Annotated in this window: 23 protein-coding genes; 15 read left to right on the top strand and 8 right to left on the bottom strand. The window is 57.1% G+C overall.

Features of this window, described 5'->3' with window-relative positions:
• The first annotated feature begins 47 nt into the window (after positions 1-47).
• Positions 48-1,925: a sensor domain-containing diguanylate cyclase gene (locus tag ACTZWX_RS01125; RefSeq protein WP_444712386.1), complete on the top strand. Its 1,878-nt coding sequence runs from the start codon at positions 48-50 to the stop codon at positions 1,923-1,925.
• Here ACTZWX_RS01125 and ACTZWX_RS01120 read toward each other — a convergent pair.
• Complete coding sequence (locus ACTZWX_RS01120) at positions 1,892-2,554, bottom strand: alpha/beta family hydrolase (RefSeq protein ID WP_444712385.1); 663 nt, start codon at positions 2,552-2,554, stop codon at positions 1,892-1,894. The two genes, ACTZWX_RS01125 and ACTZWX_RS01120, sit on opposite strands and share 34 nt — an antisense overlap.
• Positions 2,555-2,775: 221 nt before the next feature.
• Here ACTZWX_RS01120 and ccoN point away from each other — a divergent pair, with 221 nt between their 5' ends.
• From ccoN to ACTZWX_RS01075, 9 genes are all read left to right on the top strand, one after another.
• The gene (ccoN, locus tag ACTZWX_RS01115) at positions 2,776-4,206 is read left to right on the top strand and encodes a cytochrome-c oxidase, cbb3-type subunit I (RefSeq protein ID WP_444712384.1); all 1,431 of its coding nucleotides are present in this window, start codon (positions 2,776-2,778) and stop codon (positions 4,204-4,206) included.
• A gap of 13 nt (positions 4,207-4,219) precedes the next feature.
• Entirely contained in the window at positions 4,220-4,828 is a 609-nt protein-coding gene (gene ccoO / locus ACTZWX_RS01110; protein WP_444712383.1) for a cytochrome-c oxidase, cbb3-type subunit II, read from the top strand.
• Between the two features lie 4 nt (positions 4,829-4,832).
• A complete protein-coding gene (locus ACTZWX_RS01105; protein ID WP_058089528.1) occupies positions 4,833-5,024 on the top strand; it encodes a CcoQ/FixQ family Cbb3-type cytochrome c oxidase assembly chaperone in 192 nt (63 codons plus the stop codon).
• The gene (gene ccoP, locus ACTZWX_RS01100; protein WP_444712382.1) at positions 5,021-5,911 is read left to right on the top strand and encodes a cytochrome-c oxidase, cbb3-type subunit III; all 891 of its coding nucleotides are present in this window, start codon (positions 5,021-5,023) and stop codon (positions 5,909-5,911) included. Before ACTZWX_RS01105 ends, ccoP begins: the two co-directional genes overlap by 4 nt.
• 127 nt (positions 5,912-6,038) lie before the next feature.
• The gene (ccoG, locus tag ACTZWX_RS01095; protein WP_444712381.1) at positions 6,039-7,472 is read left to right on the top strand and encodes a cytochrome c oxidase accessory protein CcoG; all 1,434 of its coding nucleotides are present in this window, start codon (positions 6,039-6,041) and stop codon (positions 7,470-7,472) included.
• Positions 7,473-7,520: 48 nt separating this feature from the next.
• Entirely contained in the window at positions 7,521-8,036 is a 516-nt protein-coding gene (locus ACTZWX_RS01090) for a FixH family protein (RefSeq protein ID WP_444712380.1), read from the top strand.
• Positions 8,033-10,480 carry a heavy metal translocating P-type ATPase gene (locus tag ACTZWX_RS01085; protein WP_444712379.1) on the top strand — a complete coding sequence of 816 codons (2,448 nt, stop codon included), beginning with the start codon at positions 8,033-8,035 and terminating at the stop codon, positions 10,478-10,480. Before ACTZWX_RS01090 ends, ACTZWX_RS01085 begins: the two co-directional genes overlap by 4 nt.
• A 36-nt stretch (positions 10,481-10,516) precedes the next feature.
• Positions 10,517-10,756 carry a cbb3-type cytochrome oxidase assembly protein CcoS gene (gene ccoS / locus ACTZWX_RS01080; RefSeq protein ID WP_444712378.1) on the top strand — a complete coding sequence of 80 codons (240 nt, stop codon included), beginning with the start codon at positions 10,517-10,519 and terminating at the stop codon, positions 10,754-10,756.
• Positions 10,757-11,443: a sulfite exporter TauE/SafE family protein gene (locus ACTZWX_RS01075; protein WP_444712377.1), complete on the top strand. Its 687-nt coding sequence runs from the start codon at positions 10,757-10,759 to the stop codon at positions 11,441-11,443.
• A gap of 8 nt (positions 11,444-11,451) precedes the next feature.
• On the opposite strand, the gene ttcA is transcribed toward ACTZWX_RS01075, so the two are convergent.
• Positions 11,452-12,327, bottom strand: coding sequence for a tRNA 2-thiocytidine(32) synthetase TtcA (gene ttcA, locus ACTZWX_RS01070; RefSeq protein WP_444712836.1), 876 nt, complete (start codon positions 12,325-12,327; stop codon positions 11,452-11,454).
• Between the two features lie 106 nt (positions 12,328-12,433).
• On the opposite strand from ttcA, the gene ACTZWX_RS01065 reads away from it, so the two are divergent.
• The 3 genes from ACTZWX_RS01065 to ACTZWX_RS01055 are packed head-to-tail and all read left to right on the top strand — an operon-like array spanning position 12,434 to position 14,834.
• Entirely contained in the window at positions 12,434-13,087 is a 654-nt protein-coding gene (locus ACTZWX_RS01065; RefSeq protein ID WP_444712376.1) for a TetR/AcrR family transcriptional regulator, read from the top strand.
• Positions 13,088-13,108: 21 nt separating this feature from the next.
• The gene (locus ACTZWX_RS01060; protein ID WP_444712375.1) at positions 13,109-13,771 is read left to right on the top strand and encodes a DNA-J related domain-containing protein; all 663 of its coding nucleotides are present in this window, start codon (positions 13,109-13,111) and stop codon (positions 13,769-13,771) included.
• 34 nt (positions 13,772-13,805) lie between these two features.
• Positions 13,806-14,834, top strand: coding sequence for a polysaccharide deacetylase family protein (locus ACTZWX_RS01055; RefSeq protein WP_444712374.1), 1,029 nt, complete (start codon positions 13,806-13,808; stop codon positions 14,832-14,834).
• Positions 14,835-14,838: 4 nt separating this feature from the next.
• On the opposite strand, the gene ACTZWX_RS01050 is transcribed toward ACTZWX_RS01055, so the two are convergent.
• The 6 genes from ACTZWX_RS01050 to ACTZWX_RS01025 form a co-directional block, all read right to left on the bottom strand.
• Entirely contained in the window at positions 14,839-15,858 is a 1,020-nt protein-coding gene (locus tag ACTZWX_RS01050) for a MalM family protein (protein ID WP_444712373.1), read from the bottom strand.
• A 22-nt stretch (positions 15,859-15,880) separates the two neighbouring features.
• Positions 15,881-17,506, bottom strand: coding sequence for an OmpP1/FadL family transporter (locus ACTZWX_RS01045; protein WP_444712372.1), 1,626 nt, complete (start codon positions 17,504-17,506; stop codon positions 15,881-15,883).
• A 38-nt stretch (positions 17,507-17,544) separates the two neighbouring features.
• Positions 17,545-18,555, bottom strand: a complete 1,011-nt coding sequence (locus ACTZWX_RS01040; protein WP_072677539.1) for a flagellar protein FilC — start codon at positions 18,553-18,555, stop codon at positions 17,545-17,547.
• Positions 18,556-18,611: 56 nt separating this feature from the next.
• Positions 18,612-19,412 carry a C39 family peptidase gene (locus ACTZWX_RS01035; protein ID WP_058089514.1) on the bottom strand — a complete coding sequence of 267 codons (801 nt, stop codon included), beginning with the start codon at positions 19,410-19,412 and terminating at the stop codon, positions 18,612-18,614.
• A 243-nt stretch (positions 19,413-19,655) separates the two neighbouring features.
• Positions 19,656-21,119 carry an SLC13 family permease gene (locus tag ACTZWX_RS01030; protein ID WP_444712371.1) on the bottom strand — a complete coding sequence of 488 codons (1,464 nt, stop codon included), beginning with the start codon at positions 21,117-21,119 and terminating at the stop codon, positions 19,656-19,658.
• Positions 21,120-21,157: 38 nt separating this feature from the next.
• On the bottom strand, positions 21,158-21,478 hold the full coding sequence (locus ACTZWX_RS01025; protein ID WP_444712370.1) for a TraR/DksA family transcriptional regulator: 321 nt from the start codon (positions 21,476-21,478) through the stop codon (positions 21,158-21,160).
• Positions 21,479-21,614: 136 nt separating this feature from the next.
• Here ACTZWX_RS01025 and ACTZWX_RS01020 point away from each other — a divergent pair, with 136 nt between their 5' ends.
• Positions 21,615-21,971, top strand: a complete 357-nt coding sequence (locus ACTZWX_RS01020) for a phasin family protein (protein ID WP_444712369.1) — start codon at positions 21,615-21,617, stop codon at positions 21,969-21,971.
• Positions 21,972-22,045: 74 nt separating this feature from the next.
• Positions 22,046-23,851, top strand: coding sequence for a PHA/PHB synthase family protein (locus ACTZWX_RS01015; protein ID WP_444712368.1), 1,806 nt, complete (start codon positions 22,046-22,048; stop codon positions 23,849-23,851).
• Positions 23,852-23,871: the final 20 nt, after the last annotated feature.

Below are 23,871 nucleotides of genomic sequence, written 5' to 3'. Positions count from 1 at the left end.
TTTACGCTGGCTACACTTCCGCCTTCATTCGACATGGGATTTCGTTGATGACGCCTCGATTCTGCGCCCTGCTGATGCTTGGCCTGCTGGCCTTTGCTGGCATTATGCCCGGTTACAGCATGGCGGCGGAACCATGTCCGATCCTACAGGCGACCAACCCCGAAGCCCGGAGCGCAATTAATCATCACTTGTGCTTCCATTCCGCCCGCCCCGGCGAGCCAGCCCACGCCGCTCAGAGCGCATCAGAACTGCCGGCGGATATGCCCTGGACACCCGCCAACGGCCATGACCTGGTGTTCAGCCATACAGACGCCGTCTACTGGATACAACTGACCGTCCACAACCCGGGCGCCAACCGAGCGCTCTGGTATCTGAAACTTAACTACCCGCTGCTGGACGAAATCACCTTCTGGCAGCACCGCCATCAGCCAGGCAGCCCGGATGTCGTCACCGAGGCCGCACCACCACTGGCCACAGGTGATTCACTGCCGTTTGCCACCCGGGGTATAGATTACCGTTATTACCTGTTACCGGTCACGCTGGATCCGTCCGAACGGCGCACCATTACCATTCGGGTTCACAGCAGCGGGGCGCTGAATGTGCCCCTGGCCCTGATGACACCGGAAGAGGTCATTGCGGAAAGCAATCACCTGACCTTGATCCACGGCCTGTTTTACGGGGCGCTGCTGATTCTGGCCGCCTTTAACCTGCTGCTATTCTTCAGCTCCGGCACCCGGTACTACTTCTATAACGCTTTCTATATCAGCTCCATGGCGATGTTTCTGTTTGCCATGGGCGGCTTCGCGAATCAGTATTTCTGGCCCGAGAGTGCACAGCTGGCGAACCTGTCGATCCCACTCACTCTGGTCATCTGTTCAGCCGCCATGGCACTGTTTGGCTGGTCATTTCTTGATGTCAGTGCCGGCACGATTTCAGAATCCGTGCTCCGGGGGCTGGTCTGGTCTGCTGTGGGCTTCCTGGCCCTGACCTTCCTGCTACCCTACTCCAAAGCCATCCTGCTCAACACAGCCCATGCGCTGGTGGTGATTGCCGCGTTGTCGGTCATTGCGACTATCCGCTGGCGCCAGGGCTATCTACCCGCCTTCTGGTACATCGCTGCCTGGATGATCATGGTGGTCGGTGCCCTGGCCTATGCCCTGGCGGCCTTCGGCTACCTGGGCGACTACCTGGCCCGCGAGGTCATGATGCAAGCGGCTGTAGGGGGTCAGGTTATCCTGCTGAACTATGCCATGGTGCAACACTGGCGCCTGCTGAATCAGAAGTTGCTGGATATTGAGCACCAGACACGGACAGAGCTGGAGTTCAAGGTTCACGAGCGCACCGCACAACTGCGCAATACCATGCGGGAACTTGAGCAGGCAAACCGGAAACTGGCGTCCCTCAGCCTGAACGATGCCCTGACCGGACTGCACAACCGCCGGCATATGGATAACCTGTTACCGGAACTCTGCCGTGAAGCTCGTCGAACCGGCCAGCCATTGTCGCTGGCGCTGGTTGATGCCGATCATTTCAAGCGGATTAACGACAGCTGGGGCCACGATTTCGGTGACCAATGCCTCAGGCACATCGCCACCTGCCTGAAGAACCAGATCAAGCGACCACGGGATGTCGCGGTCCGTTTTGGTGGTGAGGAATTTGCCCTGCTGCTACCGGGTACAGACGCCACCGGCGCCTCCAAATTGTGCCAGGACATTCTTGAGGCGGTGCGGGACTCTCGCATTACCGCTCCCGATGGTACAGCCATCAGCCTCACCGTTAGCGCCGGCATCGCGGAACTGGGCGTCGAAGAGCAGCCAGACAGCCTGTTCCGACGCGCCGATGAAGCCCTCTACGCCTCCAAAGCCGCCGGCCGGGACGCAACCACCCTTGCTCAACGCAGCTCCGAGCCCGCCAGAAACTCCTGAACAAATCGGCCGGTTTCGCCAGCCGCCCGCTCGATAAGGGTTGCCTGGCTGTCCGGATGCCTTGCCGGCGTCTGAAAGTCATGGTTTCCGCCATCCAACCAGCACAGCCGGGCAAGCCCCGGCATCTCGCCCTGGGCCGCCACCTCCTCCGGCTTGCCGAAAGGGTCCCGGGTTCCCTGTACAATCAACATCGGGCAGCCAACGGTCGAGAAATGATCAATACGCCAACGATCGGGCTTGCCCGGGGGATGGAAAGGGTAGCCATAGCAAATAACCCCGGAAATATCCGTAGCATGGTCACTGGCCAGCATTGAGGCAACCCGACCACCCATCGACTTACCTCCAACCAGCACCTGGCAATCTTCACCCACCTCATCTCGCACCCGCGCCACTTCGGCCTGGAATGAATCCAGCAACACAGGCATTCGGTCCGGTGGCCGCTTGCGGCCGTCTTCCCGCCGCCGAACCATATACGGAAACTCAAACCTGACTGTTGCCATCCCCTGCCGATCCAAAGCTTCAGATAGTTGCTCCATAAAAGGGGAGTCCATGGGCGCGCCGGCCCCATGGGCCAGCAACATGACACTTTTGACCCCTTTACCGTAGCCTTTGGTCTTAATCCGGTTCACAACATTCAACTCCTCGCTGTCAGGGGGTATCATTAGCAACCGAGCAGAAACCTTCAAGGTGCTTTTGTAACGCGGTTCAAGTCTTGCAAACTGTTGGCCAAACTGCTGATTCCAGCGGATTTGATGAATGTCAGGAGTTGACCTGAATCATTGCAAAGGCCTAATGGTTTCTCCATACTTGCGCCCGCATATTTCCCCATCCTAAACCCATTGGTAAGGCTATGAGCACAGTAAATGCAAACCTGACATACAACTACAAGGTGGTGAGACAATTCGCCATCATGACAGTGGTATGGGGTATTGTAGGCATGGCTCTGGGTGTGCTGATTGCAGCACAGCTGGTTTGGCCATCCCTCAACCTCGATCTGCCCTGGACTCACTTCGGTCGCCTGCGGCCGCTGCACACCAACGCCGTCATCTTCGGCTTTGGTGGAAGTGCCCTGTTTGCTACCTCTTACTACGTTGTACAGCGGACCTGTCAGGCCCGCCTGTTCTCCGATGGTATGGCAGCGTTCACATTCTGGGGCTGGCAGGCGATCATTGTATCGGCCGCCATTACCTTGCCACTGGGCTTCACCTCTTCCAAGGAATACGCAGAGCTGGAATGGCCGATTGATATCGCCATTGCCATCGTGTGGGTAACCTACGCGCTGGTATTCTTCGGTACCGTGATGAAGCGCAGCACACCGCACATCTATGTGGCCAACTGGTTCTACGGCGCATTCATCATTACCGTGGCAGTTCTGCACATCGGTAACAACATGGCCCTGCCAGCTACCGCCTGGAAATCCTACTCGGCGTACGCGGGTGTCACTGACGCCATGATGCAATGGTGGTACGGCCACAACGCCGTTGGCTTCTTCCTGACCGCCGGCTTCCTGGGCATGATGTACTATTTCGTACCCAAGCAGGCAAACCGTCCGGTTTACTCCTACCGCTTGTCGATCGTGCACTTCTGGGCGCTGATCACCACCTACGTGTGGGCCGGCGGCCACCACCTGCACTACTCTGCGCTGCCTGACTGGGCACAGACTGCAGGCATGGTCATGTCTCTGATCCTGCTGGCTCCGTCCTGGGGCGGCATGATCAACGGCATGATGACCCTGTCTGGTGCCTGGCACAAACTGCGTACCGATCCGATCCTTCGCTTCCTGGTGGTCTCCCTGTCCTTCTACGGCATGTCGACCTTCGAAGGCCCGATGATGTCCATCAAGACCGTTAACGCACTGTCCCACAACACTGACTGGACCATCGGCCACGTGCACTCCGGTGCCCTGGGCTGGGTAGCCATGATCAGTATCGGCGCGGTCTACCACCTGGTCCCGAAACTGTGGGGCCTGCAAGCCATGTACAGCAGTGCGCTGATCAACGTTCACTTCTGGCTGGCTACTGTTGGTACCGTCCTGTACATCGTTGCCATGTGGGTTAACGGTATCATGCAGGGCCTGATGTGGCGCGCAGTTAACGAAGACGGCACTCTGACCTACAGTTTCGTTGAATCTCTGGAAGCGTCTTACCCCGGCTATTTCGTCCGGTTTATTGGTGGCGCCATCTTCCTGACCGGCATGCTGATCATGGCTTACAACGTGTACATGACCGTACGCCAGAAAGAAGCCGCAGCACAGGACAACGCTGCCGTTCAAGCGGCGTAAGGGGAGAGACCAGATGAGACACGAAATAGTTGAAAAGAACCTTGGCCTGATGATCGTCCTGATCGTGGTGGTCATCAGCGGCGGCTTTCTGGCCGAAGTAGTGCCCCTGTTCTTCCATAAGGACGTGAACCAGCCCGTTGATGGTCTGGAACCGCTGTCCGCACTGGAACTGGAAGGCCGGGACATCTACATCCGCGAGGGCTGCCACGTGTGCCATACCCAGCAGATTCGCCCGTTCCGGGCGGAAACCGAGCGTTATGGCCACTACTCCGTGGCGGGCGAGTTCGTTTATGACCGCCCGTTCCTGTGGGGATCCAAGCGCACCGGCCCTGACCTGGCCCGCGTGGGTGGTCGTTACTCCGATGCCTGGCAGCGCCAGCACCTGTACGATCCGCGCAGCGTGGTGCCTGAGTCCAACATGCCGGCTTTCCCCTGGCTGTTTGATAACCGTGTGAAGCACACCACCATCGAAGCCCGAATGAGAACACTGCAGACCCTCGGCGTGCCTTATACCGACGAGCAGGTAGCAAGTGCTGCCTCAGACATCGAAGGCAAGTTTGAAATCGAAGCACTGGTCGCATACCTGCAACAGCTGGGTACTGTGATTTCAGACAAACGGTGATCCCATGGATATTAATGAGTTACGCGGCATACACTCGCTGGTCATCATGGCGATTTTTCTCGGCATCATTTGGTGGGCGTTCAGCGCCCACCGAAAGAAGGCGAATGAGGAAGCCTCAAAGCTACCCTTCTCCGATGACGACGATGAAGTAGCCAAGCGTACGCTCGAACAGGAAAAAACGGAGAAGAAACAATGAGTACCTTCTGGAGCATCTGGATCAGCGTGATCGTGCTCGGTACCATCTTCGGCTGCTGGTGGCTGCTTTGGGCCACCCGCAAAAGCCAGACGACCGATACCGAAACCGACCGCACAATGGGCCATTCCTTCGATGGCATCGAGGAATACGACAACCCGCTGCCAAAGTGGTGGTTTTACCTGTTCATCGCAACCTGTGTGTTTGCACTGGGATACCTGGCTCTCTATCCGGGCCTGGGTAACTTCAAGGGCATTCTGGGCTGGACCTCTGCCAACCAGTGGGAAGCGGAAGTGGCCAAAGCCGATGCCAGGTATGGTGAAATCTACGCCCAGTTTGGCGACACCCCGATCCCGGAGCTGGCGAAGAACGAAGATGCCATGAAAATTGGCCAGCGCTTGTATGCCAACAACTGTTCGGTGTGCCACGGTACTGCCGCTCGCGGCCAGGTGGGCTTCCCCAACCTGACCGACGACGACTGGCTGTGGGGCGGTGAGCCTGACCAGATCTTGCATAGCCTTGTCAAAGGTCGCCAGGGCAACATGCCAGCCAAAGGTGTCATGCCCAACATGACCAGCCGTCAGGTTGACCAGGTGGTTAACTACGTACTGGCCTTTAGTGGCCGAGAGCGTGATGCTGAGGCAGCGGAAGCCGGCGCAGCAGTGTTCCAGCAGGCCTGTGCTGCGTGCCACGGCTCTGATGGTACCGGCATGACCGCGATGGGCGCGCCCAACCTGACCGACAACATCTGGCTGTACGGTTCTACCTACGAGTGGATCCGGGAGACCGTCGAGTACGGTCGCCAGAACGAGATGCCAGCTCAGGAAGGTCGTCTGACCGCCGACCAGATCCAGATCCTGGCAGCCTACGTTTACAGCTTGTCGAACTGAGCCAGACCGGCCGGGGCTACCCCGGCCCGGTCTTCTCAACCCTGCACCTGCCCCGCGGGTGCAGGCTTGAGAAGATCAGCTGACCCTCGAGGCCCGCTCCCAGCACGACACCTTTCGGGAGGTACCCATGAGCAATGAAATTCCGGTCACCCAGGTAGACCCTTCCTTCGAGCCCTCCAATAAAAACGACAAGCCGGAAACCGTTGATCTCTACGCCAGCCGTAAGAAGATTTACGTCAAAGAAGTCAAAGGCACGTTCCAGAAGATTCGCAACGTCAGCCTGACGCTGCTCATGGGCATGTACTTTCTGTTTGTCTGGCTGACACTTGATGGCCAGCCGCTGATTCACTTTGATCTGCCGGCACGGGAATTCCACCTGTATGGCGTCACCTTCTTCCCCAAAGACTTCTTCCTGCTCTCGGGCATGCTGATTATCTGTGCCTTTGGCCTGTTCTTCATTACCACCCTGTTTGGCCGGGTCTGGTGCGGCTATACCTGCCCCCAGACTGTCTGGACCTTCATCTTCATGTGGATTGAGGAGAAAGTTGAGGGCAGCCGCAACAAGCGCATGAAGCTGGACAAAGCCCCCAACTCACCGGAAAAAATAACCAAGAAATCCATCAAGCACGGCTTGTGGCTGTTTGTCGCTCTGGCGACGGGCCTTACCTTTGTAGGTTATTTCTACCCGATCCGGGAACTGATCATTGATCTGTTCACCCTTCAGGCCAATGGCTGGGCCTATTTCTGGGTGGCGTTCTTCACTGTCGCCACCTACCTGAACGCAGGCTGGATGCGCGAGCAGGTTTGCCTGTACATGTGCCCGTATGCCCGTTTCCAGTCTGTCATGTTCGACCCGAACACCCGGATTGTCTCCTATGACCCAAACCGGGGTGAGCCCCGTGGTGGCCGCAAGAAAAGCGTCAATCCCGCAGACGTCGGCCTGGGTGACTGCATTGACTGCGGCCAGTGCGTGCAGGTATGCCCCACAGGTATCGATATCCGCGATGGCTTGCAATATGAATGCATTGGCTGCGCGCTGTGTATCGACGCCTGCGATGAAGTCATGGAAAAAATGGATTACCCCAAAGGCCTGATCCGATACACCACCGAGAACGAGCTGGAAGGCAAAACCTCGAAGCTTCTGCGGCCAAGAACCTTCGGCTACGGTGCGGTTCTGACGCTGATGATCGGAGCGATTATTTTCACTCTGATCACGCGGGTACCGGCCAAAATGGACGTACTGCGTGACCGTGGCACGCTTTTCAGCTTCAACGGCGAAGGCCACGTTGAGAACTCGTACACGATAAAAATCCAGAACATGTCGGAAGTTCCCCAGACCTTCAACCTGTCGGTTGAGGGGCTTGAAGGCATCCGGATTCTGACAACAACCAACGTCACAGTTGCCAGCTCCGAAATCCGCTCGCTGCCGACCGTCGTGGATGTTCCGCCCGAATCTATCCCGGACACCAATAACACCATCCGTTTCTATGCGGAGTCCGAAACAGATCCATCACTTATTCTTGAAACTGAAAGCCGTTTTGTTGGTCCAAGCCCGCGATAGGATATCGTGAGCCGCAGACCCGATACACTGACAAGAGTTGATAGCGTAATGACTGACAACACCCCCGTAGCACCCTGGTATCGCCAACCCTGGTTCTGGTTTTTGACGATATTTCCGATCGCTGCAATTATCTCCGGTATGACCATACTGACGGTGGGCAGCATTCTTTCTCCTTCCATGGTGACGGATGACTACTCCCGTGAAGGGCGCGGCATCAATATGGCCATCGCACGGGATCAGAAAGCCCTGGATCTTGGCCTTAAAGGCGGACTGACCGTTGACGAGCGCTCTGCACGCCTGACGCTGGAAACCAAAGAAGGCGCAGCAGACTACCCGTACCTGGTTCTCAACCTGTACCACCCGACCATGTCAGGTCGGGATCGCACCATCCAGTTTCGTCGAATGGCCGCCGGAGAGTATACCGGTAACCTGATTGAGGATATGGACGGCCGCTGGTACTACGACCTGCAGGGCCCGGACAACGACTGGCGAGTAAAAGGTGAATTCTGGCTGCCGGCATCCAACAAAATCGCCCTGAAAGCGACCAGCGCCACCCAGGGGTGAGTGGTCTGAAGTGCTTTCATTGCGGTGAGCCAGCGGACGGCCACCCGCCGATAACCCTGGAACTTGATGGCGAAACCCGGCCCTTCTGTTGTCAGGGCTGCAAGGCTGTGTGCGAAACCATTCACAACGAAGGGCTCACGGGCTTCTACCAGTTTCGCACAGAACCCGCCGTGACCCCGCGGGAGCTGACTCGTTCCGAAACCGATCGCCTGAAAGAACTAGACCACCCGCTGGTTCAGAAATCCTTCGTCGTCCCGGTAAAAGGCGGGCAGGAAGCGAACCTGCTGATCAGCGGCATCACCTGTGCGGCCTGTATCTGGTTGCTCGAAAACCACCTCAAGCAACACCCCGGCGTTCAGGCTTTCTCGATTAATCACAGTACCCAGAGAGCACGCCTGGTCTGGGCCCAGGATCAGACCCGCCTCAGCGATCTGCTGATTGCCATCAATCAGCTCGGCTACACCGCCCGCCCCTTCCAGGCCGACGAAGCCGAGCAGACCCTGAAAGCCGAACACCGTACCATGTTGATCCGGCTGCTGGTTGCCGGCGCCGGTTCGTTCCAGACCATGATGCTGGCGTTTCCGCTGTATTTTGAGCTGATCAGTGAGTTATCCCCGGAATACGTCAGCTTCTTTCGATGGTTCAGCCTGATCGTGGCAACGCCCGTGTTGCTGTACAGTGCCCGACCGTTTTTCGAGAATGCCTGGCGTGACCTGACCACCCGCCATCTGACCATGGATGTGCCGGTGGCCATCGCTATCGGCCTCGCCTATGTGGCCAGTGCCTGGGTCACCGTGTTCGGTGGCGAAGAGGTGTATTTCGAATCCGTATGCATGTTTACCTTTTTCCTTCTGCTGGGGCGCTATGTAGAAGTCCAGGCCCGTTACCGCGCGGGCCTGACAGGCGGTGCCCTGGCGGGATTTCAGCCAACCGTCGCCGCCATGGTACGGGATGGCGAGACAGATCTGGTGCCGGCCCACGAAGTCAAAGCTGGTGATATTATTCGTGTACGCCCGGGCGAGACACTGCCGGTGGACGGAGAGATCGTGTCCGGTGAATCCACACTAAACGAAGCAGCCCTGACCGGCGAATACCTCCCCGAGTCCCGAGGCCCTGGCGACACCGTTCATGCGGGCAGCATTAACGGCGAGAATCCACTGGATATCCGGGTAGTCAAAGCCGGTGCAGAAACCCGGCTTTCCGGTATCCTCCGGATACTGGACCGGGTGCAGTCCGAGAAGCCCCCCGTGGCGCGCCTGGCAGATCGCATTGCCGGGAGGTTTATTCGCCAGGTACTGATACTGACGCCCCTTGTCTGGGGTGGCTGGGTTCTGGCCGGCGCCGGTAATGCCTTCGACATCGCTTTGTCCGTGCTGGTGGTTACCTGCCCCTGCGCCCTCTCTCTCGCGACACCAACAGCACTCACCTCAGCCACCATGCGTTTGCGGAAACTCGGCTTCCTGCCCACCAAAGGCCACACACTTGAATCCCTGTACAGCATCGACACCGTGGTGTTCGATAAAACCGGCACCTTGACTCGTGGCGAGCTAACCCTGACCGGCAGCCAGGCCTTCGGTGACATGGACCAAGCCAGCTGTCAGAAACTGGCAGCCGGCCTGGAAAAACACTCCGAACATCCGATCGCCAGAGTTTTTCACGAATGTGCATCGGTGGCCGTGGAGAATGTGAACAACCATCTGGGCGGAGGCTTGTCTGGTACTTTTAATGGCAAGCCCGTGTTTATCGGTCACAAGGCGTTCGTTGAGCAACACACTTCCGCTCCGCCCCCCCATGCAGAAATTGCTTCTGGCATGGAAATCTGGCTCGCTACCGCAGATCAATGGCTTGCCAGCTTCCAACTGGATGATCAAATCCGGGAAGATGCCGGGCAAGCCATCAAGGCACTCAATCAAGCCGGAATACGGACCCTGCTCCTCAGTGGTGATCGCTCGGCCCATGTCCAGCAGGTTGCTGAGGCACTGGGTATCAAAACGGCGATTGGCGAAGCCTCACCGGAACAGAAGCTGGCGGTGCTCGATCAGCTTCGCGATGAAGGTCACAAAGTAATGATGGTGGGCGATGGCCTGAACGACCTCCCCTCTATGGCCGGTGCGGGTATCTCGGTCGCCATGGGCACCGCCGCCGACCTGACCCAGCTAAAAGCCGATGCGGTGCTGATGAATGGTCAGCTGATGCAACTGCTCCAGGCTATCAAGGCAAGCCAGCAGACCCGCAGGATCATTCGGCAGAATATGCTCTGGGCGCTTGCCTACAACGTCGCCGCCCTGCCCCTCGCAGCAGCGGGCCTGGTCACCCCATGGATGGCGGCCATCGGCATGTCGGCCAGCTCTCTTTTGGTCGTGCTCAATGCCTTGCGGCTTGGCACATCCTCAAAGAGGTCCGGACAGGAACCTGATACAGTTGGCTCTCATGCGACGGCTTGATACCGTAATCACCTACTTATCGTTTAGGAGCGCATCGTGCAGATAGTCATGTTCCTGGTCCCCCTGATGCTGGTTCTGGTGGCACTGGGGGTCGTGCTGTTTTCCTGGGCGGTGAAGAACGGCCAATACGATGATCTGGAAGGCCCCGCGCACCGGATTCTCTACGACGACGACAAAGACATGATTCCCGATGAAGCTCGTCAGGATAAAGCCAAGCCAGATGAAACCGAGCCAGAGTCCCAAGCAAAGCAAAGCGACTCGGACAAAACAGCCTGAATGCAACCGGAACTTTTTCTCAGTTACTCCAGCGCTTTTCTGATCGGATTGTTGGGAAGCACCCACTGCCTGGGAATGTGCGGTGGCATCAGCGCCTCGCTGTCCATGACCCTGCCGGTGGGCAAAGGTTTCCGACTGCGCCAGACCGTCATGTTGCTGGCCTTCAATCTGGGCCGGGTGGGTAGTTACGCGCTGATTGCCGCTTTGATCGCTATTTTCAGTACCAGCGCCGCGGGCCAGTGGCGCTGGGCAGCGATGCTATTGATGACCCTGGCCGGACTGCTGCTGATCTTTATGGGATTGTCGATGGGCCAGTGGTGGCAGGGAATCCGATTTGTTGAGAAGGTCGGGGCTCCGGTGTGGAAACGCCTGGCCCCTCTGACCCGCCGATTTATTCCGGTCAACCATCCCTGCCAGGCGCTGGCACTGGGCGCACTCTGGGGTTGGCTGCCCTGCGGCCTGGTGTACAGCACTCTGGGCTGGGCGGCCCTGCAACCAACGATTGGCTCCGCCGCGCTGACCATGCTGTTCTTCGGTCTTGGCACCTTACCCTCGATGCTGGCCACCGGTTACGCCGCCAACTGGATACGTAACCTTCAGGGCAACCGCGGTTTCCGCAGAATCAGTGGAGCGCTGCTCATCCTGTTCGGATTGTGGACGCTTCCTTTCCAGGCCCTGATTCACTGAGCTGCCCCTCAGAGATTCAGCACATCCAGGCGGCCGTAGTCCGGCTCAGGGCTGGCGGTTTGCACCGCCTGGCGCTTGCCCCCCAACCGTTTGCCTTCCTTGAAATCATAGAGATTCGGATCCGCCAGGTGCGAAGGTTCGACGTTGCACAACGCCCGGAACATGGTTTCCAGGCGGCCCGGATGCTGCTTGTCCCAGGTCTGGAACATGTCCTTGATCACCTGTCGCTGAAGGTTTTCCTGGGAGCCGCACAGATTACAAGGAATGATGGGGTATTCACGCAGGGAGGCGTACCGGGCAATATCCTTCTCGCGGGCATACGCCAGCGGACGAATCACGGTATTGCGGCCATCATCACTGTGCAATACCGGAGGCATGGACTTGAGCTTGCCCCCGTAGAACATGTTCAGGAACAGGGTTTCCAGCATATCGTCCCGGTGGTGGCCCAACGCAATTTTGGTGACACCGTGCTCTTCCGCAAAATTGTAGAGAATTCCCCGACGCAAGCGTGAACACAGTCCGCACGTGGTCTTCCCTTCAGGAACTTTTTCCTTAACAATACTGTAGGTGTCTTTTTCGATGATGTGATACTCGATACCCAGAGATTTCAGGTATTCCGGTAGAACATGCTCAGGAAAGCCTGGTTGTTTCTGGTCAAGGTTAACGGCAATCAGTTCGAAATTAACCGGCGCGCTTTTCTGCAGGTTCAGCAGGATATCCAGCATCGCGTAGGAATCCTTGCCACCTGACAGGCAGCACATGACCTTGTCGCCGGCTTCGATCATCGAAAAATCGGCAATGGCCTGCCCGACTTCCCGGCGCAGGCGCTTCTGCAGTTTGTTCAGTTCCAGTTTCTGGCGACGATCCTGCTCAGAAACAGACATTGGTTCGGGATTGGCGGTCATTGCTTGGGACATACTCTCGCACGTTCACAGGATAAGTGAGCGGGCAATTATACGCGTCACAAAGTATCAGGGACAGGATAGCAACATGGATATGTTGAAATTGAACGACGACGTTGGCGGAAAACGGGCACTGAACCGGATCCGAAACCGCAATGCCATACTGGTCGCGGCCAGGGAGTGTTTTCGCGAAAACGGCTACGACAACTCCACCATCCGCGACATGGTCCGCCGGACGGGCCTGGCTGCCGGCACCTTCTACAATTACTTCTCCAGCAAACAGGACATCTTCGCCGCCCTTCTGACGGATTTCCTGTCCCACTTGAATGACGACATGAGCCGCTATCGCCGGACCGCAGGCTCAACTCGCGACTTCATCTATTACGCCTACCTGGCGCTCTATTCCGCCACCGCCAGAGATCCGGTGATCTATGAGCTGGCACACCAGAACCAACGCGCCTTGCGGGATCTGTTCGGCTCGGACATCCTTGGGCTGGCCATGTTATCACTGGAGGAAGACGTTCGTGACGCTATCGCCAGGGGCCTGCTACCGGATCTTGACCCGGAGTACCTGTGTGCAGCTTTCTTCGGCGTCGCCTATGACATAAGTACACTGGTGGCCAGGCGAACACATCAGGAGCCGGAGCTCGGTCAGCAGGAAGCCAAGAAGGCGGCCAGCTTCTCCACGGAACTGTTTCTGGGCGGGCTGCCCGCCATGGCCAGGCTTTCAAGCCAGAACTAAGTCGCATACCATGGAGTCATGATGACTTCCCGAAACGTGACCGCAACAAAACCGGAGACCACTGTCGACAGCTCAGAACTGCGATGGCTGGAGCAGTACACCGAGCACCTGCTGGTGGCGGTAGAGCATGAGCTGCGCCAGACGGGGCCAACCGGAATCAGTGAACTGGAGCTGATCAAGGCGCTTCAGGCGGAACCCTGGGGCCTGATTGGTCACGTCAATTATCACGAACCGGATCAGCTCTACCCGGTGCATTTTCTGCTCTTTCACGTGCTTTACCGCCTGCGTGACCAACTGGCGCCCGGCGGCGAATCGCTGCTGATTTCACCGTTGCGCCTGGCCATTGCCAAACAGCAAACAGTCGCTGGCAACGGGTTACCGGGCGAAGAAGACAAACTCAGGGCGTTCTATCTGGACCTTTCCCAGTATCACATGCCCGAGGCAACCATCCATCAGATGATGGATAGATTCTGGCAAGGGCACTGTCACGAGCGGCCGGACTTGCCGGCGGTGTCAGCGGCCGCAGGCACACTCGGTTTTACGGAACTGCCGGAACACTTCTCCCCGATCAAACAGCGGTTTCGAAAACTGGTGATGCAGGCGCACCCCGACCGCGGCGGTAATACGGAAGCGGTGCAGAAACTTAATGAGGCCTTCTCGGTCTTGAAAGCACACTACGCATAATCCACCTCACAGCTATTCAGGACAGTCGACGATCATGATCAAACGGTTTACGTTCCTACTGATGATCACCGCCCTCTCGATGGCGGGCGCCACCGCAAGAGCGGATCTGGTGGTTCTGCAATACCATCACGTGGACGACAGTACGCCAGCATCAACCAGCACTTCCAGGTCACTGTTTGAGGCCCAGATGCAGATGATTGCAGACCTGGAGCTGGAGGTGGTGCCCCTTCTGGAAGGTACCCGGCGGGCATTGGCAGGCGAGCTGGATAGCCGCCATCAGATTGCCATAACGTTTGACGATGCCTATGAATCCGTTTATAGCGCAGCGGCTCCCCTTCTCGAACGCTTTGACATGCCTTACACCATTTTCGTGAATACCGACGCCATCGGTTCAAGGGGCTACATGACATGGGACGAACTCAGGGAACTGGGTAGCCATGAAAGCGTGACTATTGCCAACCACAGCACAGACCATGGACACCTGGCACGCAAGATCGATGAACCCGAAGCAGACTGGAAAGAACGGGTCACCCGCAGCCTGGATGTTGCCCAGAAGGTTCTCAAGGAAAGACTGGGCGTTGAAGAGCCCATGTTTGCTTATCCGTACGGGGAGTACGACGAAGCCCTGGAAGCCAAACTGGCGGAGCGTGGTTGGTACGGCTATGGGCAACAATCCGGCGCCATTGGTCGTTGGTCTCACGAGACACGACTGCCCAGGTTCCCCATGGCCAACCCCTACGGACAGCTTGGTAGCCTGAAAGACAAGCTATTGAGCAAAGGCTTCCCTGCCCCTGCCAAAGACCTGCCAGATGGTATTTTGGATAAGAACCCGCCCTTACTGACCTTCCCACTGGGCGACAAGCTGGATGCCAACCGGCTCACATGCTTTGCCACCGGCCAGGGCCGGATCGACTTCGACGTGGTTGACGGCGTCGTCCGGGTTCAGGCTCCCAAAGCCGGACAAAGCCGGCGTTTCCGATACAACTGCACTCACCCCGCCGGACAGGGCAGTTTCTACTGGCTGTCACAGCAATGGCTGGACCGGTCGAAACCCGAGGACTGAGAAATTAATCCTGGAAGGTGGCGATACCGAACTCCCCGAATCGGACGTGCGGAATCGCCTTTGGGCCCTGCCGGGTCTCGACTACGGTTTGGGCCTGCAGATCCTGCTCACGGGCGTAAAGCAGCAGCCAGCGCTCGCCCTGGCCCGGAAACACCGGCACCCAGGCTTCGAGATAACCCCTTCGGCGCCAGGTCTCTGGTGAGTAGTCCATGACCAGATCGGTCACCAGCCGGACTGGCTGAAAATCCTTGTCGAGAAATGCCAGGCTTGGAATAACCATGCCGTTGTGATCATAACTTCTCAATCGGGCCACAAAGGCCGGCACGGTGGCTCGGGTAGGCAAGGCAATCAACTGGAACGGCGAGCGACCGGTGTCAAAATCATGTTCCGGGGACGACGCCTCAAGCCTGACACTGAATTCACGACCCTCTTGCCAGGTCTGAGAGGAGCGGGACGACAGACTGCCACAACAGTGACGACTGAACGCTTCAAACTCACCTTCAGGTTCCTGCTCAACGCCCAGTATGGCAAAGGCATCCGGATCGTAGCCCTCCACTGGCTCGGTATAGGCGCTTTTACCTCGGTGATAAACGCTCGCCGGGCTCAACTCCACAGGTGCCGCAATCAAGCCTTTCTCAACGTCGCTACGGGTATCGGGCGTATAGTAGCTGACACGGACATTGCCATCGGCATCCCGCCAGGTTAAATAAGGCTGTCTCTGACCAGGCCGAAGATTGCCGGCTTTGTCCAGCTCGTCGCCATCGGGATAGCTGTCGAGGGTATACTCGGCATCCGGCTCAAGCGCTGGTTTCTCGCGCTCGGCGGAGTGCCTGGCGCCCTCCGTCTGCGAAGATGCTGGCCTGGCTTCGGTGTCTGGGATGCGGGTGTATTGAACACGGCCCTGCTCATCCACCCAGGAGAAATAGTCCTCGCGTTCCCCCGCAGGCTTTCCAGGCGATTGGCAGCCGGTTATCACCATCGCAGCCATGAACGCCGCCAGGCATTTCAATTGAGCCGTTGTCATACCCTTTTCCCGCCAGCAACAATCAGAACTTGGTCCGGAAGCTCAGCCCCGCCATAACCACCCGCAACGAGGTTTTTATATCCAGCCCGGCATAGGGGTTATAGACGATATTGGTGATGTTGTCACAGTTCACGTTGCAGCTGGTGTTGGCCGGAATGGTTTCAATGGACTGCAGGTAGGAAAGGTTCATATCAATCTCGGTGTTTTTGTCCCACTTGTACCCCATTCCGATGCTGTAGAGGTTGGCGCCACCGAACGGCGCCATGATCGAGCGCTGGTCATCCGGAATGACTGAGTCCCGAATCTCGACACCGGCCCGCAGATCCAGTCGTGATGACGCATGGAATTCAGCCCCAAACGCCCAGTTCCACTGACTCTTGAAGCCCAGCGGCAGGCGAAGGGTGTTCGGCGTCGCGTTATCGGGCGACAGAATCCGCGCGGCGTTCAGGAATTCCAGATTACGGTCAAAGCGGAACACGAAGGCATCCCACTGGGCGTAATCTGTCCAACCCACATCGGCATTCAGCGTCAGCCTGGGGTGAACATCGACACTGATACCAGTCTGGAAATGCTGCGGATACACCAGATCCATGCTGACGTTACCCGCTTCCCGGGGGGCCCCCGATGGCAGGCTCAGAATGGCAGAGGTAATGGCCCCCAATACCGAACCGTTAACGCTCTGCCAGAAACCGGACCAGTCGTCGGTGTACTGGATCTCGAACGTCCCTTTGAGGTTCATGTCCGCTTCAGAGGTATAGCTTGCCCCCCAGCGAAACCAGTCATTCGGCTCCCAGAGCACACCCAGGGTGTAGGTTGGCGATATGGTTTCCTGTACGTTGATGCTCAAAGCACCAATATCATCCCAGGGCCCCACGTTACCGCCACACAGGGCCAGCCAGGGCTGCAGGGGTTCATCGCCACTTTCACAGTTGAACGCGTCCTGAAGCACTTCCGCAACACCCAACAACATGTTGGGAGCACGCATATACTGATCGGCCGCAATACCCATGTGTGACAGGTGAATACCCGCACCTACCGACCACTCGTCATTGATTTCATAGCCAACGCTTGGCGACAGATAGGTAGTACGCTGCAAGGCAGTTGCCTGGGGCTGGTAACGGCCTGGATCATCCTTGTCTCGGTAGAAACCGGCGGCCAACGGCAGATAAAACGCATTGGCAAAGGTCAGTTTTGACCCCGGAGGGTTAATACTGATACCCGCTGACGGCGCAACTGCGGGACCCGGAGGCGCTTTCAGAATCCCGAACCCTGGCACGTAGAGCGCTACGTTGTTGGTGTGGCTGTGGGTGTTGGCCACGGGATCTCGCTGCTTACCGGTGTTCGGATCAATCTCCAGGCCATCGATGCCGAAGATTTCATAACCATCCGGCGCGATGAAATCAGCATCGATATCCAGATAGATACTCAGCAGGTTTACCTCAAGCTGACGATCTTTCAGCCTCGTCAAACCAGCCGGATTGTAATGAATGGCCATGACACCGGGGGGGTCCGCCGTCACCGCGTTTCCCAAAGCCAGAGCCTTGGGATGAATAGTAAGGTTCTGGGCCAGCTGCGCGTGTGCGCCACAGGACAGGGATGCAGCGATAACGGCTCCCAGAAGCTGCTTTTTTTGGCTGAAATGTGCCATGAAGTTCTTCCCTTCCCTTAAATCGTCTGCAGCTCCAATCACTCTTTGAGGCCGGAGAAATTAATGGGCAGGGATACACCCAGGGAGAAATCCGGAGCATCTTCGGTCAGCCCGATGCCCAGGCTGGTGTTGACGATGGTGGTGTCACTCACCCGGGTACCCAGGGACATACTCAGAAAGCCGGTCATCTGGTCTTGTGCAACGGCTTGATCGCCATTGCGGAACGTGAGCACAGTTTCATCGCTGTAACTGAGCTGGGCGGAAATGCTCAGGGAAATATCGTAAGACAGCGAGTAGGCAAAACCGGCAGAACCGGACAACCCGAAGCCGGGCTCAACCTTGGTCAGCAGGCGAGCGCCCCGGACCTGCTCCAGACCATCCTCTTCAATGTTGTAGGTAGCACTGACCGAGCCGAAGACCACCACAGGGTCCAGCACCCTGGACATACTGAGGCCACCGCCGATGGAGTAATATCCGCTGCCCGTGGACAGCTGCTCCTTGATGTCAATTTCATAGGGGCTGACACCGGTTTTCGAGGTCAGCGTTCCAAAGAAGGTGGTTGATACCTTGCCCGGCACGTAAGCGAAGGGCTGCCAGCGACCGGTGAAGGAGATGTCACCAAAGTCATAGACTGACAGCTCGTCCTCGGTGTCGTATTTCACCACCAGGGGAATACGTGTGCCGACGGTCAGGTTATCCAGCAGGCCATAGTCGTAGGAGAAAGCGTTGGTGAAGTTGTGCGTGGCTGTGGGCACAACATCGAGATTACGAACCGAACCATTGGTAATGGCCAGGTCCAGGCGCTGGTCACCGGTGTAGGAGTAGTCAAAGGAATAGTTCAGGGAGTGAGTGCCCTTTTTCTGCAGCGAATAATTCTTTTCCGCCGCCTGGAACACTTCCTCCAGCTGCCTTGTGGCATCCTCATCGCCTTCCTGACGGGCCAGCGCTTCCCGCGCCTGATCAACATTGCCATCCTGGGCCATCGACATGGCCGGAAGCAGACCCGAGGCGGAAACAAGGATAAAGCCTCGCACTAACCAACGATTCATCCTGACTCCCTACTTTTATTGGTTTTATTCCTGTTCCGGGCTTGCCGCCCGGAAAATTAGTTGCGGCGGTAGTACAGCTGTTTTCGGGTATTCTCTACGCTGCCGTCCGGGTTGTTTTTCTGACGCTCGAGCACGTTCTGGATACGTCTTTCGGTGGATTCATGGAATACAGGCATTTGCTGTAACGCCAGCAGGGTCATTGTCTGATCATCCACAAATCGCAGATCTTCTTCTTTGAGTTCAAGGTTATCCAGCGGCTTGTCACTACCCGGAAAAACGATAAACAGAACGTTGTCGTCCCATTTTTCTTCGAACTGATCGAGCGTGAAGGAGATGTTGCCAACGGCAGGATCTGCCAGGTATACCCGCCCGTCACGAATGGTCCTAAGCACCACAAAATGCTTGAAACCAGCATGATCGATGGGAACGATGGCGGGGTGGTCCAGCTCCATGAGGTCATCAATCTTGGCCCGGAAGCCACCGGAGGGATAACCCAGGGCGGTGACCAGTCGTTTCATGTCCAACATTGAAAACGCGCGGCGTTGAACAATGCGTTCACTCTCACCGTAGTGGAGCAATCCTTCCATTACCTGACGTTCAGACAGGTTTCTGCCCAGATAGAAATTCAGGACGGTTGTCAGGGCCGCACTGCCGCAGCTGTAGTCGTATGCCTGACGGACGATGTTACGGAATTTCTGTTCAACCAGAGGCTCGACCCGAACATCAGAACGTAGCAGCGCCGGACTGGTGTCCACGTTCTGCTGGATAACAATCGTGCCCCGATCAAACGGCTCAACCTCGGTGGCTTCCTGCACCATAGTGAACGTGAGAATGGATCCGGCCAGCACCAGCAGCATCGTGGAAAGTCCCTGTTTTTATTAGACGTGCAACTTATCGGGTTACATGTTGTTACGGTACGATACCGAAATCGCGACCGGCTTAAAGATAACTGTGCCTCAAATCTGTCGCTGCAGAAGGGGCCTGACATGGAAGGACTGAGAACTGGTTCAAGGCTCGACGGAACCGCAAATGCCGGCCTGCCCCGAAAGGTACCCGAGACAGACCAACAGGAAAGGAGAGCCGACAGGCGATTCGCCCCATCAGAGGGTAAAGACAACCCCCAGCAACAGGTAGCTGAACAGCGTCACAACGATGACGCCGATAATGTTCAGCGCAAATCCAGCACGAATCATATCGGCAATTCGCATGTGTCCACTGGAGAACACGATAGCGTTAGGCGGGGTGGCGACCGGCATCATAAAAGCGCAGCTGGCTGCGATGGCCGCGGGCACTGTCAGCAACAACGGCGACACACCCTGGGACATGGCCAGGGCACCCAGCAGGGGCAGGAACGCAGCAGCGGTCGCTGTATTGCTGGTTACTTCCGTCAGGAAGATGATGACCGCCGCCACCACCGCAATCATGACCAGCGTCGGCAGCAAGCCGGCAACGCCAAGGCTTTGGGCAATCCACTCGGCCAGGCCAGAGCTGCTGATGACCCCCGCCATGGCAAGACCACCACCAAATAACAGCAGCACGCCCCAGGGCAGTTTGTTGGCCGACTCCCAGTCCAGAACAAACACTCTGTCTTTCGCGCTTACCGGAATGATGAACATAGCAATGGCAGCCGCAATTGCGATACCGGTATCGCTGAGCCAGGGCGTCAGGCTGGCAGACAACAGGGGCCGGACGATCCAGGCCGCCGCAGTCACCAGAAACACCAGGCCAACCAGCTTTTCACCCCGGTTCATGGGGCCCAGTTTGGCCAGTTCATCCCGAATCATCCGGCCACTGTCTGCCGAGCCGCCAATGCCAAAATCCTTGCGGGTCAGCCACCACCAGGCAAGTGCCAGCATCACCACCGATACCGGCACACCCAGCAACATCCATTGGGCAAAGCCCACGGAGATCCCCTGATTCTCACTCAGATAAGCGGCCAACAGGGCATTGGGTGGAGTACCAATGAGGGTGGCAATCCCCCCGATACTCGCGGAATAGGCAATGGCTAACAGCAATGCCGTTGCATAGCGACGCACCGCGTCGGGATTGCCGCTATCCATCATCGCCACCACAGACAGGCCGATGGGCAGCATCATGATCGCAGTGGCCGTGTTGCTGACCCACATACTCAGAAATGCCGTGGCTATCATGAACCCGGCCACTTGCCGCCTGGGCTGGTCGCCCACAGCCCTGAGTGTCAGAAGGGCTATTCGACGGTGCAGATTCCAGCGCTGCATAGCCAGCCCAAGGGTGAAACCACCCAGAAACAGGAAAATGATCGGATTGGCGTAAGGCGACGTTGCCTGGCCGATAGACCCGAGGCCCATGGCCGGAACCAGTACAATCGGCAACAACGCGGTTGCCGGGATGGGAATGGCTTCGGTAGACCACCAGGTGGCCATCAGCAACATCAGCCCCAGTGCCGACCAAGTCTCCGGACTCATGGTCTCTGGCGGCGGCACCACAATGCTGATAAGAAGAAACAGGGTTCCCAGCAAGAAACCGATGATCTGACTTTTGGGTAAACCTCGCGGCTTACTATCAGGAGACTGTGTTGCTGTCATGTATCACTAACCTGGTCTGGCACGATGAATTGAGCGGCTCAATCAGCGGCGCAATCTACACACACTGTGGTATAAGGCAACACCTGCAACCGTCTGGGGTCAATCTCCTCACCGCACTTCTCGCACTCGGCCCCGAGACCGCTGTTGAGTCGATCAAGAGCATGGGCAATCTGCACCAGCTCAGCCCGGGTTTCTTCTTCCAGGGAATCCACCACTTCATCGTTCTGGGTCTGGCTGGCCTGTTCTTCAAAGTCCTTGTCAAGCGCCCCGGTTTCACGACGCTGATGGGCCTGGTAACGCGCCAGCCGGGCTTCAAGGTCGGCTTTCAGGGTTTCAAGTTCAGATTTGCGATTGCTCATGGCCGTCTCCCAACGGGTTGTTATGAGTCTATACCCTAGAGAATATGCTGAATCGGGGTTTGACGCTTGTCAAAATCGTGTCATCACTCATATAGTAAAATAGTCATTTATCCCATATGCAAAGGAGTTGTATTCAATGAACAACGATCTGTTCGAAAAAGCCAATCGCCTGAATGAAACCCTGTTCAACCAATTCAGCAAAGCCACCGAAATGCAGATGGAAGCGTTCCGTCGCTATGCCGACGTTGCCATGGATCAGGCCCGCAAGGTGTCCGAAGTACGTGACCTCGAGGGTTTGAAGCAAGTAACGTCCGAACAGGCAGAAACGCTCAAATCACTCAGCGAGCAGTTTACCAGTGACTGGAAAGCCTGGCAGGACTACCTCACCGAAACCCGTGAGCAGGTTCAGAAAGTGTTTGAGGCAGACGCCGGCGAACCCGCTAAAGAGAAAGCAGCAACTCAGAAGTCTGGTGGTAACAAATCCGCAGCGTGATTCATTAATAGTTGCGAGGGTCGGAAGGGCAGTGCCCTCCCGACCTTTTTTATATCTGCTGCAAGGAGCGGGTTATGTTTGGTCTGGATTTTGTAAGTAAAGCGGCAAACCAGTTGGTAAAGGCGTTCGACAACACTGTCCGCCAGAACCAGCAACAGATGGAAAAATGGCTGGGTGACACCGGACTGGTCGACGACACCAAGCTCTCTACCCTGAGTGAGATGTCGGATGCTTATCGAACCATGGCCGAAGACCTGTTGCTGCATCCGCTAAGGTTTGCCAGCGCAGAAATCGACCTGGCCAAACAGCACCTGGGCCTGGCGCGCTATACCCTCGCCCGCCTGACCGGCAAAGCCAGGAATCCGGTTGCGGAACCGGACGCGGACGACCGCCGTTTCCTGGCAGAGGACTGGCGAAAACACTTGCCGTTCGATGTTCTGCAGCAGGCTTACCTGATTAACTCCAAGGCGTTCCTGCAATGGGTTGAGAACATGGAAGGTCTGCCTGGCCCGAGCCGGGACCAGATGTTGTTCTACGCACGCCAGCTGACCAGTGCACTATCACCATCCAACTACCCCCTGACCAACCCGGAAGTCCTGCGCATTACCTGGGAACGCAAGGGCATGAACCTGGTGGATGGCATGCGCAATCTGGCTGAAGACCTGCGCCACAATCCGAACCTGTTCAACGTGGGCATGACCGACCGCTCGGCATTTGAAGTGGGCGGTAACCTGGCCACCACACCAGGCAAGGTGGTTTATCAGAACGAGCTGATGCAACTGATTCAGTATTCGCCGACAACAGAGACGGTCGCCCAACGCCCGCTGCTGATTGTCCCGCCCTGGATCAACAAGTTCTATATCCTGGACCTGACCGCCAGGAACTCCTTTATCCGCTGGCTGGTCGAGCAGGGCCAGACCGTTTTTGTCGTGTCCTGGCGCAACCCGGGCCCCGCACAAAAGGACAAAGGCTGGGAAGATTACATGACCCTTGGGCCACTGGCCGCCATCGATGCCGTTAAAGAGGCGACAGGAGAGGAACAGATGAACGCCATCGGCTATTGTATTGGCGGTACCCTGTTAGGCTCCACCATGGCCTGGCTCGAAAAAAAGCAGCGCAAGCCCATTGTCAGCACCACCTACCTGACCACTTTGCTGGATTTCTCCGATCCCGGTGGTATTGGCGTGTTTATCAATGATCACTCGATTCGCGGAATCGAGCGCGCCATGGACAAGAAGGGCTACCTGGATGGACGCGCCATGGCCTTTACCTTCAACCTGCTGCGAGAGAACGATCTGTTCTGGTCCTACTGGACCAATAACTATCTCAAAGGGCTGAAACCCGCCGCTTTTGATCTGCTTTACTGGAACACCGACGGCACCAACCTGCCCGCTCGAATGCACAGTTACTACTTGCGGGAAATGTACCTGCACAATCGGCTGGTCGAGCCCGACGCGCTCACCCTCGCCGGAGAGCCCATCAACCTGGCTGAAGTCCAGGTTCCCTCGTTCTTCCTGTCTGCCCGGCAGGATCACATCGCCAAGTGGAAGACCACCTACGAAGGTGCAAAGGTTTACGGCGGCAAGGTCAGGTTCGTGCTGTCTGGCTCCGGGCATATCGCAGGGGTTATCAATCCGCCGTACAAGGAAAAGTACGGCTACTGGACCAACGATGAGAACCTGCCGGCCAATCCTGACCACTGGTTCGAAGCAGCAGAACACCATCCGGGGTCCTGGTGGCCGTACTGGAAAACCTGGATAGCCAGCTTTGAAGGCCCTCAGGTGCCAGCACGTCGGCCAGGAGACGGCAAACTTGACGCACTGGAGGATGCCCCTGGCAGTTACGTGAAAGTTAAGGCAGCCGAGGCGGGTCGTCGCTAAACCGGAGCGTTGATAAAACG

The sequence above is a fragment of the Marinobacter sp. NSM genome (assembly GCF_052380025.1).
Classification (GTDB): domain Bacteria; phylum Pseudomonadota; class Gammaproteobacteria; order Pseudomonadales; family Oleiphilaceae; genus Marinobacter.
The sequence above is the reverse complement of the archived record's forward strand: the minus strand, read 5'-3'. Positions and strand labels throughout refer to the sequence as shown.

What these genes read in the sequence shown, in the direction of transcription:
- ACTZWX_RS01125 (WP_444712386.1), top strand. Translation starts at nt 48, where the DNA reads ATGACGCCTCGATTCTGCGCCCTGCTGATGCTTGGCCTGCTGGCCTTT.
- ccoN (WP_444712384.1), top strand. Translation starts at nt 2,776, where the DNA reads ATGAGCACAGTAAATGCAAACCTGACATACAACTACAAGGTGGTGAGA.
- ccoO (WP_444712383.1), top strand. Translation starts at nt 4,220, where the DNA reads ATGAGACACGAAATAGTTGAAAAGAACCTTGGCCTGATGATCGTCCTG.
- ACTZWX_RS01105 (WP_058089528.1), top strand. Translation starts at nt 4,833, where the DNA reads ATGGATATTAATGAGTTACGCGGCATACACTCGCTGGTCATCATGGCG.
- ccoP (WP_444712382.1), top strand. Translation starts at nt 5,021, where the DNA reads ATGAGTACCTTCTGGAGCATCTGGATCAGCGTGATCGTGCTCGGTACC.
- ccoG (WP_444712381.1), top strand. Translation starts at nt 6,039, where the DNA reads ATGAGCAATGAAATTCCGGTCACCCAGGTAGACCCTTCCTTCGAGCCC.
- ACTZWX_RS01090 (WP_444712380.1), top strand. Translation starts at nt 7,521, where the DNA reads ATGACTGACAACACCCCCGTAGCACCCTGGTATCGCCAACCCTGGTTC.
- ACTZWX_RS01075 (WP_444712377.1), top strand. Translation starts at nt 10,757, where the DNA reads ATGCAACCGGAACTTTTTCTCAGTTACTCCAGCGCTTTTCTGATCGGA.
- ttcA (WP_444712836.1), bottom strand. Translation starts at nt 12,327, where the DNA reads ATGTCTGTTTCTGAGCAGGATCGTCGCCAGAAACTGGAACTGAACAAA.
- ACTZWX_RS01065 (WP_444712376.1), top strand. Translation starts at nt 12,434, where the DNA reads ATGGATATGTTGAAATTGAACGACGACGTTGGCGGAAAACGGGCACTG.
- ACTZWX_RS01060 (WP_444712375.1), top strand. Translation starts at nt 13,109, where the DNA reads ATGACTTCCCGAAACGTGACCGCAACAAAACCGGAGACCACTGTCGAC.
- ACTZWX_RS01055 (WP_444712374.1), top strand. Translation starts at nt 13,806, where the DNA reads ATGATCAAACGGTTTACGTTCCTACTGATGATCACCGCCCTCTCGATG.
- ACTZWX_RS01050 (WP_444712373.1), bottom strand. Translation starts at nt 15,858, where the DNA reads ATGACAACGGCTCAATTGAAATGCCTGGCGGCGTTCATGGCTGCGATG.
- ACTZWX_RS01045 (WP_444712372.1), bottom strand. Translation starts at nt 17,506, where the DNA reads ATGGCACATTTCAGCCAAAAAAAGCAGCTTCTGGGAGCCGTTATCGCT.
- ACTZWX_RS01040 (WP_072677539.1), bottom strand. Translation starts at nt 18,555, where the DNA reads ATGAATCGTTGGTTAGTGCGAGGCTTTATCCTTGTTTCCGCCTCGGGT.
- ACTZWX_RS01035 (WP_058089514.1), bottom strand. Translation starts at nt 19,412, where the DNA reads ATGCTGCTGGTGCTGGCCGGATCCATTCTCACGTTCACTATGGTGCAG.
- ACTZWX_RS01030 (WP_444712371.1), bottom strand. Translation starts at nt 21,119, where the DNA reads ATGACAGCAACACAGTCTCCTGATAGTAAGCCGCGAGGTTTACCCAAA.
- ACTZWX_RS01025 (WP_444712370.1), bottom strand. Translation starts at nt 21,478, where the DNA reads ATGAGCAATCGCAAATCTGAACTTGAAACCCTGAAAGCCGACCTTGAA.
- ACTZWX_RS01020 (WP_444712369.1), top strand. Translation starts at nt 21,615, where the DNA reads ATGAACAACGATCTGTTCGAAAAAGCCAATCGCCTGAATGAAACCCTG.
- ACTZWX_RS01015 (WP_444712368.1), top strand. Translation starts at nt 22,046, where the DNA reads ATGTTTGGTCTGGATTTTGTAAGTAAAGCGGCAAACCAGTTGGTAAAG.